Genomic DNA, 18084 nt, shown 5'->3' on the forward strand with positions numbered 1-18084 from the left:
ACAAACAGGGGGCATAAATGCTGAGATCAGCAAGCGGCCCGGCTGCATAGTTATCTCGAAAACCAAATAGCCAATTGAATTTTAAGAATAAGGGGATAGGAAACATGGAATCAGGATTACAACAACGAAAAACACCCTATTTAATGCTGGCAATTTTATTTATCGGTGCATTTGTTTCGTTTTTAAATAACTCGCTTTTGAATGTTGCATTGCCAACAATTATGGATGATTTAACCATTAAGGATTTTTCAACGATCCAGTGGCTCTCTACAGGCTACATGCTTGTGAGCGGCGTGTTAATTCCAGCATCAGCCTTTTTAATTACACGCTTTTCTAATCGCGGTTTGTTTATGACATCAATGACGATTTTTACAATAGGGACTGCATTGTCAGCCTTTTCTCCAAACTTTGGGATGTTGCTTACAGGGCGTATGATCCAAGCGGCAGGTTCTTCAGTCATGGGACCTTTATTGATGAATATTATGCTAGTCAGCTTCCCTCGCGAAAAACGAGGCACTGCGTTGGGGATTTTTGGATTAGTAATGATTACAGCTCCAGCTATTGGACCGACATTATCAGGCTACATTGTGGAGCATTATGACTGGCGTTTACTTTTCGAAATGATTTTACCATTAGCAGTCATTACTTTATTATTAGCTTTTTGGAAACTTGAGAACGTCATGAAACAAAGCAAAAATGCTAAACTCGATTACACCTCAGTGGTGTTATCTTCGATGGGTTTTGGCGGATTGCTATATGGTTTCAGTTCTGCAAGCTCAGATGGCTGGACCGATCCAATTGTGATAACCGCTTTACTCGTTGGCGCTGTTGCCTTAATCATCTTCATTTTCCGCCAACTAAAATCGGATGAACCCTTGTTGGATTTACGTGTGTACAAATATCCAATGTTTGCGCTAGCATCTGTTATTGCCATCGTCAACGCAGTTGCGATGTTTTCTGGGATGATTTTAACACCGGCATATGTACAAAATGTAAGAGGAATCTCACCGCTTGACTCAGGTTTAATGATGTTGCCCGGCGCCATTTTGATGGGAATTATGTCGCCCATTACAGGGAGGTTATTCGATAAATTTGGTCCGCGCATTCTTGCTGTATCAGGACTTACAGTAACCGCTGTTTCGACTTATATGTTAGCAAACTTACAAATTGACTCTAGTTATACTTATATAATTCTTGTTTACACGCTTCGTATGCTTGGCTTGTCAATGGTTATGATGCCAATCATGACAAATGGTTTAAATCAATTGCCAACACGATTAAATCCACACGGTACAGCAGTCAACAATACGGCGCAGCAGGTCTCCGGTTCAATTGGTACCGCTGTTCTTGTTACCATTATGAACTCTGCTGCCAAAACAGAAGCTGGACGTCTCATGATGAGTGCTGACCCAACAAGCCTGACACCAGCCGCACAAGCTTTATTAACGCAAAAAGCGTTATTGGTGGGTATTCAATATTCATTCTATGTGGCATTAGGCATTAATATTGTTGCCCTTCTACTAGCCCTATTTGTTAAACGTGTTGATACAAGTAAAGAGGCAGTTAGGGAGTTAAATCGGGCTGGAAATGTACACCGTAAGCCTGCTGAGGCGAACTTAAACATCTTCAAAAATTAAGCAGCGCTGACTGGGGTACGGTACATTTAGTTCTGTTCGAGACAGCGTCAGGAAAATACAGATTTCCACCAATAGTTTTCATTGATAAAAAAGTCGATTTCCTGTTAAGGAGTCGACTTTTTTGGCTAATCAGACAAACTTTGTCCAAAGTAATGGGTTGTCCTTGTCCCCGCTACTGCTTTTTCATTTCGCTTTTAACCGGCTGATGTATGCCTTTTTGGCTAGCGTGCTTTTTTTAATTACAAAATCTATAAAAATGCAAACGAAGATACTAAGATAGAAATAGACAATCAAGAACATATTACACAAAAAATGAAAACGATTACTTATAGTGGTCATTCCAAAATTCCGTTTGCACAACCCACGAAAAGCGAACGTTTCACTAGATTACGATTCCATCAATTAACCACTCTATTGGTTTATAATTGAAAGAAAATGGGGGATTATCAAATGACAACTTTACGGGATGAAGCATTAAAAATGCATAAAGAACATCAAGGGAAAGTGGGGATTTATTCCAAAGTTTCGGTGCGTAATGCAAAGGAGTTAAGCTTGGCCTATTCACCTGGTGTGGCCGAGCCTTGCCTGGACATTCAAGCGGATGAGAGCAAGGTCTATGATTACACTTCAAAGGGAAATCTAGTCGCTGTTGTTTCAAACGGAACCGCCGTACTTGGCCTTGGGAACATCGGTCCAAAAGCGGCGATGCCTGTTATGGAAGGAAAGGCAGTTTTATTCAAATCTTTCGCAGATGTTGATGCGTTTCCGATTTGCTTGGCTACCACTGATACAGATCAAATTGTCCAGACCGTCAAACTTTTGGAACCAACCTTTGGCGGGGTTAATTTAGAAGATATTGCCGCGCCAAACTGTTTTGAAATTGAAGACCGTCTGCGCAAAACTTGTGATATTCCTGTATTCCATGATGACCAGCACGGCACGGCGATCGTAACAGCAGCGGGTTTATTGAACGCGTTAAAATTAGCAGATAAAAAAATAAATGAAATCCGTGTAGTCGTCAATGGTGCTGGTGCAGCCGGAGTGGCGATTGTTAAGCTCTTGCTGCGAATGGGCGTAAAAGATGTTATTTTATGTGATACAAAAGGTATTCTTTATGAGGGCAGGCCGGTTGGAATGAATCCTTTTAAAGAAGAAATGGCAAAGATGACAAACCGGGAACAAAAACAAGGTATCCTTGCCGACGCTCTTGTTGGTGCGGATGTATTTATTGGTGTATCAGTTGCCGGGGCAGTGACAAAAGAAATGATTCGTTCCATGCATCGCGATCCAATTATTTTTGCGATGGCTAACCCGGTACCGGAGATCATGCCGGATGAGGCAAAAGCAGCGGGTGCTCTTGTAGTGGGTACCGGTCGTTCCGATTTCCCGAATCAAGTGAATAATGTATTGGCTTTTCCTGGCATCTTCCGGGGTGCTCTCGATGTTCACGCCAAAGAAATTAATGAGGAAATGAAGTTAGCTGCTGTAAAAGCAATTGCTGGCTTAATTTTAGATGAAGAACTTCATGCAGACTATGTGATTCCGGATCCATTTGATCCTCGGGTTGCAGCACATGTAGCGGCTGCAGTTGCCCTTGCCGCAATGGAAACAGAGGCTGCTCGAAGGATTGTCAATGTAGAGGAAATAAAACAGAGACTCTTGGGACTTTATAAAGAAAACTCGCCGACTGTCGAGCCTTTGGCGGTTCCTAAGGCGTAGTTGCCCGTCGCCACGCTCAAAACGGCACGTCCTGTGCCTTCGCCTGACTAGGGCATCCATGCCCGTCGTGCGTTCAGAATTTATGGTTCTAAATTCTGATTAGCTGAGAAAAGCTACCATTTAATATAAAGGTGTAGACTCCCCACACTTCATTTTTGGGTCGTTCCCCAATTCATAAAAGTTAGGAATTTCTTGATCCATCTAGTATACTAGATGGGGATAAACGACTTTGTTGTTTGCTGAAGAAAAATAATTTTTAGCAATTTAACTAGATATAATGAATCATCAGGAGATTGTGCAGGAGGGGATGGAGTTGGCTATTGCGGTAACAATGGTCGTGTTGGGGATGTTATTAGGATTTGTCGGGGCAGGGGGCTCCGGATTTATTATTGCTATTTTAACTGTTCTTTATAATGTCCCCATTCACACCGCTTTAGGGACTTCATTAGCAGCGATGGTTTTTACTACTATGTCCGGTGCCTTGAGCCATTTTCGGCAAGGAACTATTTCGGTGAAGACCGGATTGCTTGTGGGCGGATTCGGTGCGATTGCCTCTTATTTTGGTTCAAAGCTTGCCGGTTTGATTCCCGTCCAATCCATGCACTGGTTAACAGGGGGAATGTTATTTTTATCGGCTGTTATCTTGGTCGTTCGGTTGTTTATTTTTCAAAAAATAACCGCAAACCATACTACTAAGCAGCAAGGAAAAGGACTTCTTATTCAAAAAGCGGCTGTTGTTGGGATTGTTACGGGATTATTGTCAGGAACGTTTGGGATCGGTTCGGCTCCATTTATTCAAATTGGCTTGCTTGTGATTATGGGTCTTTCGCTTCAAAAATCAGTGGGGACAACCATGCTTGTAATTTTGCCGATTGCTGTCGCGGGAGGTGTCGGCTACTATTTTCAGGGGTTCTTGGATGTTGCTCTGTTATTCGAAGTGGTGGCAGGTACGATGATCGGCTCTTATGTGGGAGCAAAGTTTACTGCACTTGCTCCACAACTGCTTTTAAAAAGTGCAATGGTTCTAACACCTATTGCGGCAGGCGTGATTCTGTTTATAAGTTAAAGAAATTTCAAGACTGCAAAGGCTTTTCTTTAGAAAGCTTTGCGGCCTTTTTGTTTTTGTGTTGACTGAATCTACATGTCCGAATGACAAGGTGAAGAGGAGAATCATGTCTGTCGCCTTCTTAAAAATGGAGGGGAATATGAAAAAGGGAAAATGGAGCCTGCAGTCAGTTATTATTGTTTTTGTATGTGTTGTGGTCACTGGTTCGTTGTTGATAACAGATTTACTAATAAGTTCGAGGGTAGCCTCACAAACTGAAGAGAATCAAGCTGAAAATGCGGCAAACATCGCCCGGATGGTAGCGCACAATCCGCTTGTGATCGAGGCAATGAGTGGACAACGGAATCAAAAAGATATCCAAACATTTGCCAACGAGATGAAAAAAGTTACCAACGTTTACTTTATCGTGGTAATGGATATGAACGGGATCCGCAAATCCCATCCTGATCCGAAAATGGTAGGAAAGCGATTCATAGGCGGAGATGAAGGAACGGTTCTAAAAGGGAAAGAGTATGCATCCATTTCGAAAGGCTCGCTTGGCCCTTCACTACGATATTTTACACCCATAAAGGATAAATCAGGGAAACAGATTGGGGCAGTAGCGGTCGGGATTTCATTAGACAATGTGAAAATAGCCGTTAATAAGAGCCGGATGGGGATTTTTATTGGGACGATAATTGGGCTTTTAATTGGCGTGCTCGGGGCAGTTATTTTAGCAAGGTATTTAAAAAAAATCTTACTTGGACTTGAGCCGTTTGCAATAGCAAAATTATTGGAAGAGCGAAGCGCCATGCTGCAATCTGTGCATGAGGGAATTGTTGCGGTTGACCAGGAATCAAAAATTACACTTGTCAACCGGGCTGCCATAAAGCTGTTTGAACGAGCTGGCCTGCGTGGCAATCCGATTGGGATTAAAATTGATCAATACATACCCTCCACTCGTTTAAGTGATTTACTCAAAACGGGTAAAGTCGACCTTGACGAAGAACAGAATTTAAATGGGTTGACGATTTTAACCAATCGGGTGCCTGTTATTGTAAAAAGTAAAGTAGTTGGAGCAATTGCAACCTTTCGCGATAAAACGGAAATTCAGGTGCTGGCAGAACAGCTAACAGGGGTGCGAACGTATGCGGATGCCCTTCGTGCTCAGACACACGAGTTTATGAATAAGCTCCACGTTATTATGGGGATGATTCACATGGGAAATGACGAGAAATTGATCGAGTACATTAATAAAATGGTGGATCATCGAAAAAATGAAATTGGCTTCGTGACAAAAAAATTTAAGGATCCAGTGCTGGCTGGTTTTTTAATTGGAAAGATGAGCTATGCAAGGGAAGCAGGGGCAGAATGTTTGATTTCTTGTGATCAACCGATCCCTCTACCAGACCATACAGATGTAACACATGAAATGATTACGATTATTGGGAATTTAATTGATAATGCAATCGCTGCGGTGGCCAATTGTGATGTTAAAAAAATAGCTGTAAATTTCGATTTTGCCGATGATATATTAACAATCGAGGTAAAAGATTCCGGAGAAGGGATAAGTGAAGGGCTGCAAAATCAAATTTTTGAAAAAGGATTCTCTACAAATGGTGAAAATCGGGGAATAGGACTCTATCTAGTCTCACAGTCGCTTAAAAAACTGGCGGGGGAAATCATTCTTTCCTCCAAGCCTGGAAAGGGAACAGTTTTTACTGTGTTTTTACCATATAATAAGGCTGAGGGGGGAGAGCATGATCCGGGTAATGATTGTTGAAGATGATCCAATGGTCGCCGATCTTAATAAACGTTATCTTGAGCAAGTAAAAGGATTTACGTTGATGGCGATGGCTGCGTCGGTAGATAAGGCGATAGAGATTCTGGACAAACTTGACATCGATCTAATTCTCTTGGATCTATTCATGCCGGGAAAACAAGGGCTGGTTCTGCTCTCTTATCTGCGGGAAAATGAGAAAGAAACAGATGTGATTGTGATATCAGCCGCATCGGATATGGAGCGAATTAAAAAAGCATTGAGATTCGGTGTGGTTGATTATTTAATTAAACCTTTTGAATTTGAACGCTTTAACATGGCATTAGCTGCATATAAAGAGCAATCAAAGTTTATTCAAACACAACCTGTTATCAGCCAAGAGGAACTCGACCAGCAGCTTTTGCATCGAGAGGATAAGCCGCAGATGGAGGAGCTTCCCAAGGGGTTAACAAAAGATACATTAAACCAAATTTGGAAAGCAATTCAACAATTAAAAGGTGCTCCGTTTTCAACAGAGGATGTCGTACAATTAGTTGGGATTTCACGCGTGTCCGTTCGCAAATATTTAAATTTTTTAAAGGAATTAGGTATTTTAGACGTTAAAGTGATTTATGGTTCTGTTGGAAGGCCTGTCTATCAGCATGAATTTAATCGGTTTAAGGAACATCTGATTAAAAACTTTTTGTAAGCAGCTTAAAACTGCTTACTTTTTTTATTTACAAAACTGCTTATTAAATTTTCATATTCTATGAAAGCGTTTAAATTCAGAATATGATTAATCTATCAAATTGATAAGGGGATGAATCGATGGAAGCAACAAATTTGAAACCGCTTACCCGGGTGGCAGAAGATAGTGAAGAGAAGAAAGGTTTTATAGCCAAATTAGCAAGTAGCAAAATAGGTGTTATTCCTCTTCCGCTTTATATCATTATTGCAGTGGTTGTTTATGCGGCTGCAGTTTATAAGCAGCTCCCTGCAGATATGCTCGGCGGTTTTGCTGTTATTATGGTCATGGGAATTTTTTTAGGCGATATGGGCATGAAAATTCCAATTTTAAAAGATATCGGTGGTCCGGCCATTTTATCTTTATTGGTTCCTTCCATTTTAGTCTTTTTTAATGTTATTAACACATCAGGAATGAACGCTGTTACCCAGCTGATGAAAACATCAAACTTTCTCTATCTTTACATCTCGGTTTTGGTTGTAGGCAGTATTCTTGGTATGAATCGAAGAGTGTTGATTCAAGGGTTTACGCGTATGTTTGTTCCACTTATTGCTGGAACGATTGCATCCGTAGTGGTTGGCGCTTTGGTTGGTTTGCTTTTTGGATATGACATCAAATATACAATCTTTTATATCGTTGTTCCAATTATTGGCGGTGGAATCGGGGAGGGAATTTTGCCCCTGTCATTAGGTTATGGACAGGTGCTTGGAAAAGCGTCCGAAACCTTTGTAGGTCAACTAATTCCGGCTGCCGTTATTGGTAACACAGTCGCCATTATTTGTGCCGGTATTCTTGCACGCCTTGGTGAGAAAAAGCCAGAGCTTACCGGCAACGGCGTTTTAGTAAAAACAAAAGGCGGCGATGGAATTAAAGAAGCAACAACGATTGACAAACCGATTGATTTCCGCTTGATGGGTGCTGGCCTGTTAATTGCTTGTAGTTTCTTTATTTTAGGTGCTCTCGGAAATAAATTCCTTGGCATTCCTGGCCCGGTGTTGATGATTATTGCTGCCGCTGTTGTAAAAAGTATCAAGGTTATGCCGGAAAAAATGGAACAAGGTGCTTTTCATCTATATAAATTTGTATCAGGCAGTTTGACTTGGCCATTAATGGTTGGATTAGGGATGCTTTATATCCCGCTTAAAGATGTTGTTAAAATCGTTACACCTGCCTACGTGATTATTTGTGCCGCTGTTGTTCTAGCGATGATCACTTCCGGTTACTTTGTTGGCAAGCTAATGAAGATGTTTCCTGTTGACTCAGCGATTGTTACCGGCTGTCACAGCGGTTTAGGGGGGACGGGCGATGTTGCGATTCTTTCTGCTTCCGGACGGATGTCATTGATGCCATTTGCCCAAGTTTCCACAAGGATTGGCGGCGCTTCGACTGTAATTTTAGCAATCCTATTGCTAAAGTTTTTTAGCTAAATGAAAGCTCGGGTGGCGTCAGATGTCATAGACCAAGATCCGGCGCTGTTTCGATAGCATCCATCGATTCAGGAGCAGCAAGAAAAAGCCACATCAGAGAAACTATCTAATGCCTTTAAAAAGTACCATCCGACTGTGGATGGTGCTTTTTTTCTTACGTCAAAAACGATCATTGTTGAAGCATTTTTTTATAAAAACCCCCCAACTTTGCATCCCAAAATTCATTTGTTGAAATAATTTATTCCTATGCGAAATATTTTTATACAAATGTTAAATCTAAAAGTGCCAAAGAACTCAAAAAAAGATAGAATAAACAGTGTACTTTTGAAGTTGGACTGCAGTCTATCCTGCCCTTTTTAATTCAAAATGCAAGGAGGACAACCGAGAATCATATTCTGCGAATATTCGAGACAGAGGTATCAAATTACTGGTGGAGAAACTTTTGTCCATCATAGGAAAACCAAAAGGAGCGTCTAAACATGCTAAGGTTGTTTAAGGACTTAAAACCGTTTACCTTAATGATCATCGCCGTACTGGTATTTGTATTTTTGCAGACATTAAGTGATCTTTATCTGCCGACCTTAATGTCAGATATTATCAACAAGGGAGTGATGCAGGGGGATACTGGAAAAATTATCAATATTGGCGGTTTCATGCTATTGATTGCTGCAGGTGGGGCAGTTTGTGCCATTATCGCCAGTTTCTTATCTGCAAAAACCGCAATGGGTTTAGGGACAATCCTGCGCAGCAAGATTTTTGAAAGAGTCGAAAGTTATTCGCTGCAAGAAATTGATCAGTTTGGTACAGCAACACTGATTACAAGAACGACGAATGATATTAATCAAATTCAGATAGTATTAATCATGATTATGCGCATGATGATTAGTGCTCCGATGATGGCCATTGGCGGTATTATTATGGCCTTACGCGAAGACAAGCAGCTCACGTGGGTGCTGGCGATCGCAATCCCGGTATTGGCAGGTGTTATTGCCCTGATTGCCTCCCGGATGATCCCGCTTTTTAAAAAAATCCAAGGAAAGATTGATCGCATAAACCTTGTTTTACGGGAAAAGCTTGTTGGCATTCGTGTTATTCGTGCATTTAATATGGTGGAACATGAAGAAAAACGATTTGAACAGGCAAATATTGACCTAACCGATAATTATATCAAAGTGAATAAAATCATGGCTTTCATGATGCCATCGATTCTGTTGGTTATGAATTTAACCTCTCTAGCTGTTTTATGGTTTGGGGGAATCTTCATTAGTAAGGGCAATATGGACCTCGGGGCATTGTCAGCATTTACTCAATATGCGATGCAAATCATGTTCTCGATGCTAATGCTTTCCTTGATGTTTATCATGGTTCCACGTGCCCAAGCTGCAGCAGTCAGAGTAAATGAAGTTCTGGAAACTCTTCCGGGAATAACCGACAAAACGGAAGTGGAAGACAATGTTACTCAAAAAGGCTATGTTGAGTTTAAAGATGTTACCTTCACATACCAGGGTGCAGAGCAACCCGCTTTGCGGAATATTACATTTGCGGCGAAGCCTGGTGAAGTAACGGCCATTATTGGAGGAACTGGAGCAGGGAAGTCGACTCTGATTCATTTAATTCCAAGATTCTATGATGTGGACAGTGGCAGTGTTTTGATCGACGGGGTAGATGTCAGGAACATGTCGCAGGAGACCCTTCGTGCGAAAATCGGGTTTGTCCCACAAAAGGCTGTCTTGTTTTCTGAAACAATCAGTGAGAACATTCGGTTTGGCAATAAACAGGCTACAGATGCAGAAATAAGACATGCCGCTGATATTGCCCAAGCTACTGAATTTATTGAATCCATGGATGGTGGCTTTGAACACGAAATCGCACAGGGCGGTACAAATGTTTCAGGGGGACAAAAGCAGCGCCTGTCCATTGCCCGAGCATTGGTGAGAAAACCTGAAGTATATGTGTTTGATGATAGTTTTTCGGCCCTTGATTTTAAAACGGACGCACGATTAAGGGCAGCTCTCAAACAGGAAACCAAAGATGCTACAGTCATTCTGGTTGCCCAGCGGGTAGGAACGGTAAAAGATGCGGATCGAATTATCGTTCTGAATGAAGGTCAGATTGCCGGAATGGGAACGCATGAAGAACTAGTAGAAACGAGCCAGGTATACCGGGAAATTGTTTCCTCACAACTGTCTGAGGAGGAGATTGCATGAGTGAGCAAAACAAACATCATAATCGGGAAAGAGGCAAAGGAGCGGGCGGCTTTGGCGGCGGAGGCCACTTTGGTGCACCAGTGCAAAAAGCCAAGGATTTTAAAGGAACGCTTAAAAGGTTGATCAACTATCTGAAACCACATACGTTAAATTTAATCATTGTTTTGATATTTGCGATTGCAAGTACGTCATTTACGATTGCAGCACCAAAAGTCATGAGCAAAGCGATCAACAAATTACAAGATGCATATATGGCAAAAACCTTACTGCAAAAAATGACGGAAGCACAAAAAATAGCAGTTGATCAACTTACCTTGCAAATGAAGCAGATGCAAAAATCTACAAACGCTCAGTCTGCAACTCCACAGCAGCAGGAAAAAGTCAATCCGGAAACAGCCAAAGCGGTACAAGAATTCATCAAACTTCCGATGCTGAATTCGGTAAAAGATGCCAATCAAAAGGCCGATATTGTCCGAAAGATGTTGGACTTAAGCAAAAAAATGCCGAACCAGTCACAATCTGGAGCAAAGAATGTTAAATTGACTCAGGATCAAATCAATGGGGCGATTAAAGCAATTAAGGAAACAAATGGAGAATATGACTTCCGTTCTATTGGCAACATTGCCCTTATTCTTTTAGGAATGTATGTGGTTAGTTCTTTGTTCAGTTTAGTCATGGGGTTAGTGATGTCTGGAGTAGCGCAGAAAACGGTTCGAGATCTGCGCGGGGAGGTTGATCAAAAACTTTCCAAATTGCCGTTGAAATACTTTGATAATCATGCACATGGGGATCTATTAAGCCGCGTAACAAATGATTTGGACACGGTAGCAAACACCTTGCAGCAAAGCTTGACCCAAATTATTACTTCAGTGATCACAATAATTGGTTACATTGTTATGATGCTGACAATCAGTCCAATCCTTACATTGATCATGCTGGTAACGCTGCCTTTGTATGTTGTCTCTACTGCTTTTATTGCCAAAAAATCACAAAAATACTTTGCTTCCCAGCAGAAAGAGTTGGGAGATCTTAGTGGCCATGTGGAAGAAATGTATACGGGACATAAAATTGTAAAGGCATTTGGGAAAGAAAAGGATTCAATTAAACACTTTAATGAAATCAACGAAAATCTATATCGTGCAGGTTGGAAAGCGCAATTTATCTCGGGTATGATGTTTCCACTGATGAATTTTATTAGTAATTTGGGATACGTCGGCATTAGCATTGTCGGAGGCGTATGGATTACAAAAAATCTCCTCGGTTTAGGGGACATCCTGGCTTTTATCCAATACTCACGTTCCTTTACAATGCCAATTGCACAAACAGCCCAAATTGCCAATATCATTCAATCAACGGTTGCTTGTGCCGAACGTGTCTTTGAAATTCTTGATGAACCGGAAGAAATTCAAGATTCTGCAGCTGCAAAAGTAATCGAATTTCCTAAGGGAGAAGTACGGTTTGAACACGTAGATTTCCGCTATAAAGAAGAGGTGCCGCTAATTGAAGACATGAACCTTCATGTAAAACCAGGTCACACAATTGCCATTGTTGGACCTACAGGTGCCGGTAAAACTACCCTTGTAAACTTGTTGATGCGCTTCTATGAACTAAATTCTGGAAAAATCAGTATCGACAATGTGGATATCCGGGATCTAAAACGCAGTGATTTGCGGAAAATGTTTGGGATGGTGCTGCAGGACACCTGGTTATTCAATGGAACGATTAAGGAAAATATTGCCTATGCCAAACAAGGAGCAACAATGGAGGAAATCGTTCGGGCTGCCAAAGCGGCTCATGCCGATCATTTTATCCGAACACTGCCTGAAGGCTATGAAACTGTTGTAAATGAAGAGGGAACCAATATTTCTCAAGGACAAAAGCAGTTGCTTACGATTGCCCGTGCCATTCTTGCTAATCCAACCATTTTGATTCTAGATGAAGCCACGAGCAGTGTTGATACGAGGACGGAAGTGCTGATTCAAAAGGCGATGTCTACTCTAATGGAAGGCCGCACAAGTTTCGTGATTGCCCACAGGCTTTCCACGATTCGTGATGCCGAGCTGATCCTCGTCATGAACAAAGGCAAAATTATTGAAATGGGCAACCATAAAGAGTTGCTGGCTAAAGACGGTTTCTACGCCGACTTGTACAATAGTCAATTTTCCGGACAAAACCTGGATTCGGAAATTGTATAGGGGAATAACAATAGATGATGGTTAAAGTGAAAGTAGCTAAGAATTGAATAAATTCGCATGGAGTTTTCAAAAACGTCCCAATACGATAAACGAATTGGGGCGTTTTTTATTTTGTGAAAAGCCTGCCATTATAACAGCTTAAAGGATAAAGAAGGAAAAGTATGATTGAAAAAAGCGGACTGCTACTAAAACTGTGGCATTCATTTTATCCCTCGTTTTGAAAAGTTAACAAAAAGGTCATAAAAATGCTAGAAAAGTAGATTGATTTTTTTGAACGAGTAAGTTTTAATAAAGTTGTTGATAGCCTCTCGTATTCTCCTAAATTCCCCGAAAGGATGGACCCACATGACAAAAGAATATCTTGATTTAAAAATGGATTTTATGTTTAAACAATTGTTTGGAGATCCACGCCGTAAGTCGATTACCATTGCCTTCTTAAATGATTTGCTTCACCGAAAAGACAATGACCGGATTACAGATGTTGAATATGAAAATACCGAACTCATTAAAGAGGCCCTTGATGGAAAAACGAGCAGATTGGACGTACTTGTGCACACCTCCAATGGCGAAAGAATCAATATTGAGATTCAATTGTCCCATCAGCATGACATGCCAGAACGAGTGCTTTACTACTGGTCCAAGTTGTTTTCTGCATCCTTAGCAAGTGGTGAAGATTATCAACTGCTGCCCCCCACGATCATGATCAACATAGTAAATTACCCGCTTTTTCCTCACGAAACCGATAGCTTTCATACTGTTTTTCACATAAAAGAAGATACTGAACATTTTAGTTGGAGCCCCCACCTTGAATTCCATGCGATCAATCTGTCACAATTTATGGTAAAATGGAAAAAATACAAACGAGAAATGAAGCAGAATCCGCCGAAAGAATTACCGTGGTTGATGATGCTCTCAGCAGCCAATTATCAAAAGAAAATCCTTGACGAAGAGATTTTTCAGGAATTGGAGGTCTTGGCAATGAATGAACAGGAAATTCGAGAAGCCCTAGTCGAGTGGGAAAATTTAAGCGCAAATAAGGAAAATAAGGAACTATACGAAGCCAGGCTGAAATTTTTGCGAGATCAATTATCAAACATACGAGGAGAACGCCGGGAAGGGATAAAAGAAGGAATAAAACAAGGATTAGAACAGGGAAAAGAACAAGCGAGAAAGGAAATCATTCAAAAAATGCTGCGAAAAGGGATGGATGTTGAAACGATCGCCAATATTCTTGATTGCAGCAGGGAAGAGGTTGAACAATATCAAGAGTAGTCAAGTTTCTCTCGTTTTGAAAAATTTCTTATTTGCTTTTCAAAAATAATGTATTGAAGGATGGTTTTTTCCCATGCTTTAGGTATTAGTCGAAAACCCTCGTGACTTCAGTCATGAGATGAATCGACTTCGGACAAGGGTTAGCTTATGCTAACTCAATTGTCCGACATCTCTTTCGTGGCTAAAACCACATATGATATGATAGACATGAGGTGATAGCTGTGTCAAAAGTTATCCACGGTAGAGGGTGTCTATTCGCTTCAATATCATCTAGTGTGATGTGTAAAGTACAGATGAAAGGTACTTGTCAACGAGATTGAGCAATCGTTGAAAGACATTCTTATTGAACTATGCAAAGACCACCAGATAACGATCGAAGAAATGGAAACGGATAAAGACCATATTCATATGTTGATTTCCCTAAAGCCTCAGCATTATATTAGTGAAAATACCGAAGAACAGGTTCGTGGATATATCCAAAACCAAAAAGAAAAATGACTGGAGGTGAACCGAATGCTTGAATTAGTAAATCGTGGCTATGTGTATCGAGCTACCCCTATTTCACAAGAAGTAGAAACTTATTTAAGACAGTGTTTTGGTGCACGCAGAAAGATGTATAACCTCCATGTTGCTCATCTATATCATTATTTGGAAAAGAGTAACTATCAGGCTGGCGATCCATTACCTTCTTTAAAGAAGATGGATATGCCGACTGTTTCTGAATTCAAAAAACAGTGTATAAATGAGGATAATGTAGCCTATCTGTATCTTGTTGACGCATTTGCTTCTAATGAGGCAAAGCAAAATTTCAACAAGGCGATAACTGCCTTTAACAAAATTGCCAATAAGAAACAATACAAGAAATCTGCCTTAAAACGTCAAAAGACACTAGGGGTAGAACCGACATTTCGTGATTTAAAAGGAATGCCAAAATTCCATTCTCGTAAAGGCAACAAAGCTAGCTACACAACATTTAACCAAAACGGAAATATCTACATGGAAGATGGAATAATATATCTTCCCTCAGCACAAAAGTCTTCTGTGAAAGCAGTAGGGTTAAAGCTACATACACATAGACCCTTGCCACAAGGCAGTAAAATTAAAAATGTCACGGTTACTATGAACATAAAAGGACAATTTGGCGTGTCAATTTGTGTTGAATTCCCAAAGGAAATCACAAGCATTGGTACACCTATTCGCATTTTGGGGCTAGATTATTCTCAATCTCACTTTTTCGTAGATAGCGAGGGTAAGAAAGCCAACTACCCTCAATATTATCGAAAAATGAAAGAACGTCTAGCTAAAGAACAACGAGTGTTGGCACGAAGAATAAAAGGCTCTAATCGTTGGGAGGAACAGCGGCTAGTCGTTTCAAGACTTCAAACCAAAGTAGCCAACCAACGAAAAGATTGGATTCACAAGAAAGCATATGCCCTTGCGAATCGCTATGACATGGTTGTAGTAGAAGACTTAGACCTGCGTGTGATTGGACAAAACAAGCATTATGCAAAAAACCAGCAAGATAATGGTTTTGGCAACTTCCGCTTGTATATAAAATACAAACTGGAACAACAAGGGAAATATTTTGTCAAAGCACCGAAAAATTTTGCATCTACACAATTGTGTTCGACTTGCGGTCATAAGAATACGGCATTAAAAGGAAATGTAGATGTTCGTGAATGGGAGTGCCCTTCTTGTGGCGCGCATCATGACCGAGATCGTAACTCTGCGTTCAACCTTAAACAATATGGAGAACGCTATACTAAAGATGAAATTCTACCAAAAATAGTTGGGGCTTAAATGATATAAAAAAGGTTGCTTGGAGCCTAAACAGTACCTCTAGCGTGGTTTAAAGGGCAAGACACTGGTCTTGTTGTCCACTGTAAAATCTAAAGGTCGTAAGACCTTACAAGCCCGTGACTTCAGTCATGGGTTGTTGACTATCAACAGAAAACAAAAAGATGATCCCTGCTTTAACGGGATCATCCTCTACTAAAAAACCTCTTTTTTCGGGTTCATGACCCTAAATAGTTTTGAAACCAATCTCTTATATACCCAAGCCTTTTGATCCGCAGTTCGGGTTTTCCGCTTCTTGAAAGCTCATGATTGGATTCAGGGAACCGGATAAACTTCGCCGGTTTCTTTTGCCTTTTTAAAGAAACAAACAGCTGCTCCGCTTGTTCAATCGGGCACCGGTAATCCTTTTCGCTTTGAAGAATGAGCAATGGGGTTTCGATTTTCTCCGCATACGCCAACGGAGAGTGCTTCCACAGTTTTTCGATATCCTTTAGGTCAGAAAGAATTTGCCACTCCGTGAAAAAATAACCAATATCGCTCACCCCATAAAAGCTGATCCAGTTTGAAATGGATCGTTGTGTTACTGCTGCCTTGAAGCGGTTCGTATGACCAACGATCCAGTTTGTCATAAATCCGCCATAGCTTCCTCCTGTCACGCCCAAACGCTCTTTGTCAATAAAGTGGTAGTTTTCAAGTGCATAGTCCAATGCATCCATTAAATCTTTGTAATCATGGCCGCCATAATCGCCGCGAACGGCATCGACAAATTTTTGGCCATACCCATGACTCCCGCGCGGATTTGCATACAAAACAGCAAACCCTGCAGCAGCGAGAATTTGAAATTCATTCATATACGTATTGGCATACATCGCATGTGGACCGCCATGAATCTCCAATACAAGCGGATATTTCTTTCCTTCTTCAAAATCGGCTGGTTTCATGATCCATCCTTGTACCATAAACCCGTCAGCACCCTGAAATTTGAATGTCTCAGGTTTTGAAAGTGTACGGCCAGCCAGAATGGGATCATTCACATGGGTGAGCTGCTCCTTTTCTCCTGTTTGAAGATTTACCTTGAATAATTCCCCAGGAAGCGTTGGAGTGCTGATTGCACAGATCGCGATGTGGTCTTTTTTGTTTAAAGAAAAGCCGTAAACATGCTGATTCTCATGAATGGCAGGATAAATTTCACCGGAAAGATTTCCGTAATACACAATCGTGTTGCCATGATCCGAAACGGTGAAGTAAAAGCTTTGGCTATCTTCGGCCCAAACAATGCCCGGAAGCGCGGCACCTTGCTGGAAATCTGCAACGACATAGTCTCCGACCGGCGCATCCAAATCGCTTGTGAAGCAATGCAATTGTTCGGTTTTGACTTCATAAATCCAGACTTTGCTTTGAGTCGCGTTTTTAAATTCCTGCTGGCTTCCTAAAAATGAAAAATAGTTGCTATCTGGTGACCATGAGCCTTGATAATAGTCATTCTCTCCGCTTGTAATCGCTTGGACTTTTTTTGTTTTAACATGATAAAAATAGAAATTTGAGTTAAACGAGAAGTCGAGATCTTCCGATAAATCTGCATGGTATGCAATATAGTTTCCATCTGGGGACCAGGAATCAAGTTCAACATCATTTCTCCCGCTCGTTAATTGCTTTAGTTCATTTGTTTCCAAATCCAGTATCGCAATATGGGTAAATTTTTCATTCTCTAAAAATCCACCGCTATCCGACTTGTATTTCATCTGATCAACTTCAAGCGGCTGCAGTTCTTTTTTCTCCGTTTCTTTTACTGCCCGATCGTTGATAGACTCCTCTTTTCCAATTGCGGTTGAAAAAGCGACCTTCTTCCCGCACGGAGACCAGATGAAATTTTTCACCCCGTTTTTGCAGTTGGTCAGTTGTTTTGCTTCACCGCCATTCGCGGATAGTGCAAACAGTTGGGGAAGACCGCTGCGCGTAGAAATAAATGCAAGACGGCGACCATCCGGCGACCATCTTGGCGAGAAGTTGCGGTGATTTCCATACGTCCATTGCCATGTCTTGTTATCTTCTAGGTTGATGTAATGAAGATTGGATACATAATCCTTTTTTTCTTGGTCTATGTATGTTTGTACATAAATGACTCCTGTACCGTCAGGCGAGAGCTGCGGGTCGGTCAGCGACTTCAATTCATATAAATCTTCCGGTTTGAGTTTTCCTTTATTTTCCATAATTAGCCACCTTCTACCTTGTTTTGTCCTAACAATGTCAAATTTGTCATCGGAAGTGTCGGAATGAATTC

Annotated in this window: 11 protein-coding genes and 1 pseudogene; 11 read left to right on the forward strand and 1 reads right to left on the reverse strand. The window is 41.1% G+C overall.

Features of this window, described 5'->3' with window-relative positions:
* Window positions 1-104 precede the first annotated feature (104 nt).
* The 11 genes and pseudogenes from ACQYAD_RS03070 to ACQYAD_RS03120 all read left to right on the forward strand — a co-directional run bounded on the left by ACQYAD_RS03070 (window position 105) and on the right by ACQYAD_RS03120 (window position 15806).
* Complete coding sequence (locus ACQYAD_RS03070; RefSeq protein ID WP_430235418.1) at window positions 105-1637, forward strand: DHA2 family efflux MFS transporter permease subunit; 1533 nt, start codon at window positions 105-107, stop codon at window positions 1635-1637.
* Window positions 1638-2087: 450 nt separating this feature from the next.
* A complete protein-coding gene (locus tag ACQYAD_RS03075) occupies window positions 2088-3356 on the forward strand; it encodes an NAD(P)-dependent malic enzyme (RefSeq protein WP_430235421.1) in 1269 nt (422 codons plus the stop codon).
* A gap of 313 nt (window positions 3357-3669) precedes the next feature.
* Entirely contained in the window at window positions 3670-4422 is a 753-nt protein-coding gene (locus ACQYAD_RS03080) for a sulfite exporter TauE/SafE family protein (RefSeq protein WP_430235423.1), read from the forward strand.
* A gap of 139 nt (window positions 4423-4561) precedes the next feature.
* Window positions 4562-6184 carry a DcuS/MalK family sensor histidine kinase gene (gene dcuS / locus ACQYAD_RS03085; RefSeq protein WP_430235426.1) on the forward strand — a complete coding sequence of 541 codons (1623 nt, stop codon included), beginning with the start codon at window positions 4562-4564 and terminating at the stop codon, window positions 6182-6184.
* On the forward strand, window positions 6162-6869 hold the full coding sequence (locus tag ACQYAD_RS03090; RefSeq protein ID WP_430235428.1) for a response regulator: 708 nt from the start codon (window positions 6162-6164) through the stop codon (window positions 6867-6869). Before dcuS ends, ACQYAD_RS03090 begins: the two co-directional genes overlap by 23 nt.
* Window positions 6870-6988: 119 nt before the next feature.
* Window positions 6989-8332, forward strand: a complete 1344-nt coding sequence (locus tag ACQYAD_RS03095) for a 2-hydroxycarboxylate transporter family protein (protein WP_430235431.1) — start codon at window positions 6989-6991, stop codon at window positions 8330-8332.
* 479 nt (window positions 8333-8811) lie between these two features.
* A complete protein-coding gene (locus tag ACQYAD_RS03100; protein ID WP_430235433.1) occupies window positions 8812-10539 on the forward strand; it encodes an ABC transporter ATP-binding protein in 1728 nt (575 codons plus the stop codon).
* Window positions 10536-12734, forward strand: a complete 2199-nt coding sequence (locus ACQYAD_RS03105) for an ABC transporter ATP-binding protein (RefSeq protein ID WP_430235435.1) — start codon at window positions 10536-10538, stop codon at window positions 12732-12734. The genes ACQYAD_RS03100 and ACQYAD_RS03105 overlap by 4 nt, the downstream gene beginning before the upstream one ends.
* A gap of 345 nt (window positions 12735-13079) precedes the next feature.
* Complete coding sequence (locus ACQYAD_RS03110; protein ID WP_430235438.1) at window positions 13080-14006, forward strand: Rpn family recombination-promoting nuclease/putative transposase; 927 nt, start codon at window positions 13080-13082, stop codon at window positions 14004-14006.
* A 221-nt stretch (window positions 14007-14227) separates the two neighbouring features.
* Window positions 14228-14504: pseudogene (gene tnpA / locus ACQYAD_RS03115) on the forward strand (IS200/IS605 family transposase).
* Between the two features lie 15 nt (window positions 14505-14519).
* Entirely contained in the window at window positions 14520-15806 is a 1287-nt protein-coding gene (locus ACQYAD_RS03120; RefSeq protein WP_430235440.1) for an RNA-guided endonuclease InsQ/TnpB family protein, read from the forward strand.
* A gap of 215 nt (window positions 15807-16021) precedes the next feature.
* On the opposite strand, the gene ACQYAD_RS03125 is transcribed toward ACQYAD_RS03120, so the two are convergent.
* Window positions 16022-18013, reverse strand: coding sequence for a S9 family peptidase (locus ACQYAD_RS03125; protein ID WP_430235444.1), 1992 nt, complete (start codon window positions 18011-18013; stop codon window positions 16022-16024).
* Window positions 18014-18084: the final 71 nt, after the last annotated feature.

Source organism: Neobacillus sp. SM06 (genome assembly GCF_050496765.1).
Classification (GTDB): Bacteria; Bacillota; Bacilli; order Bacillales; family Cytobacillaceae; genus JAEVLT01.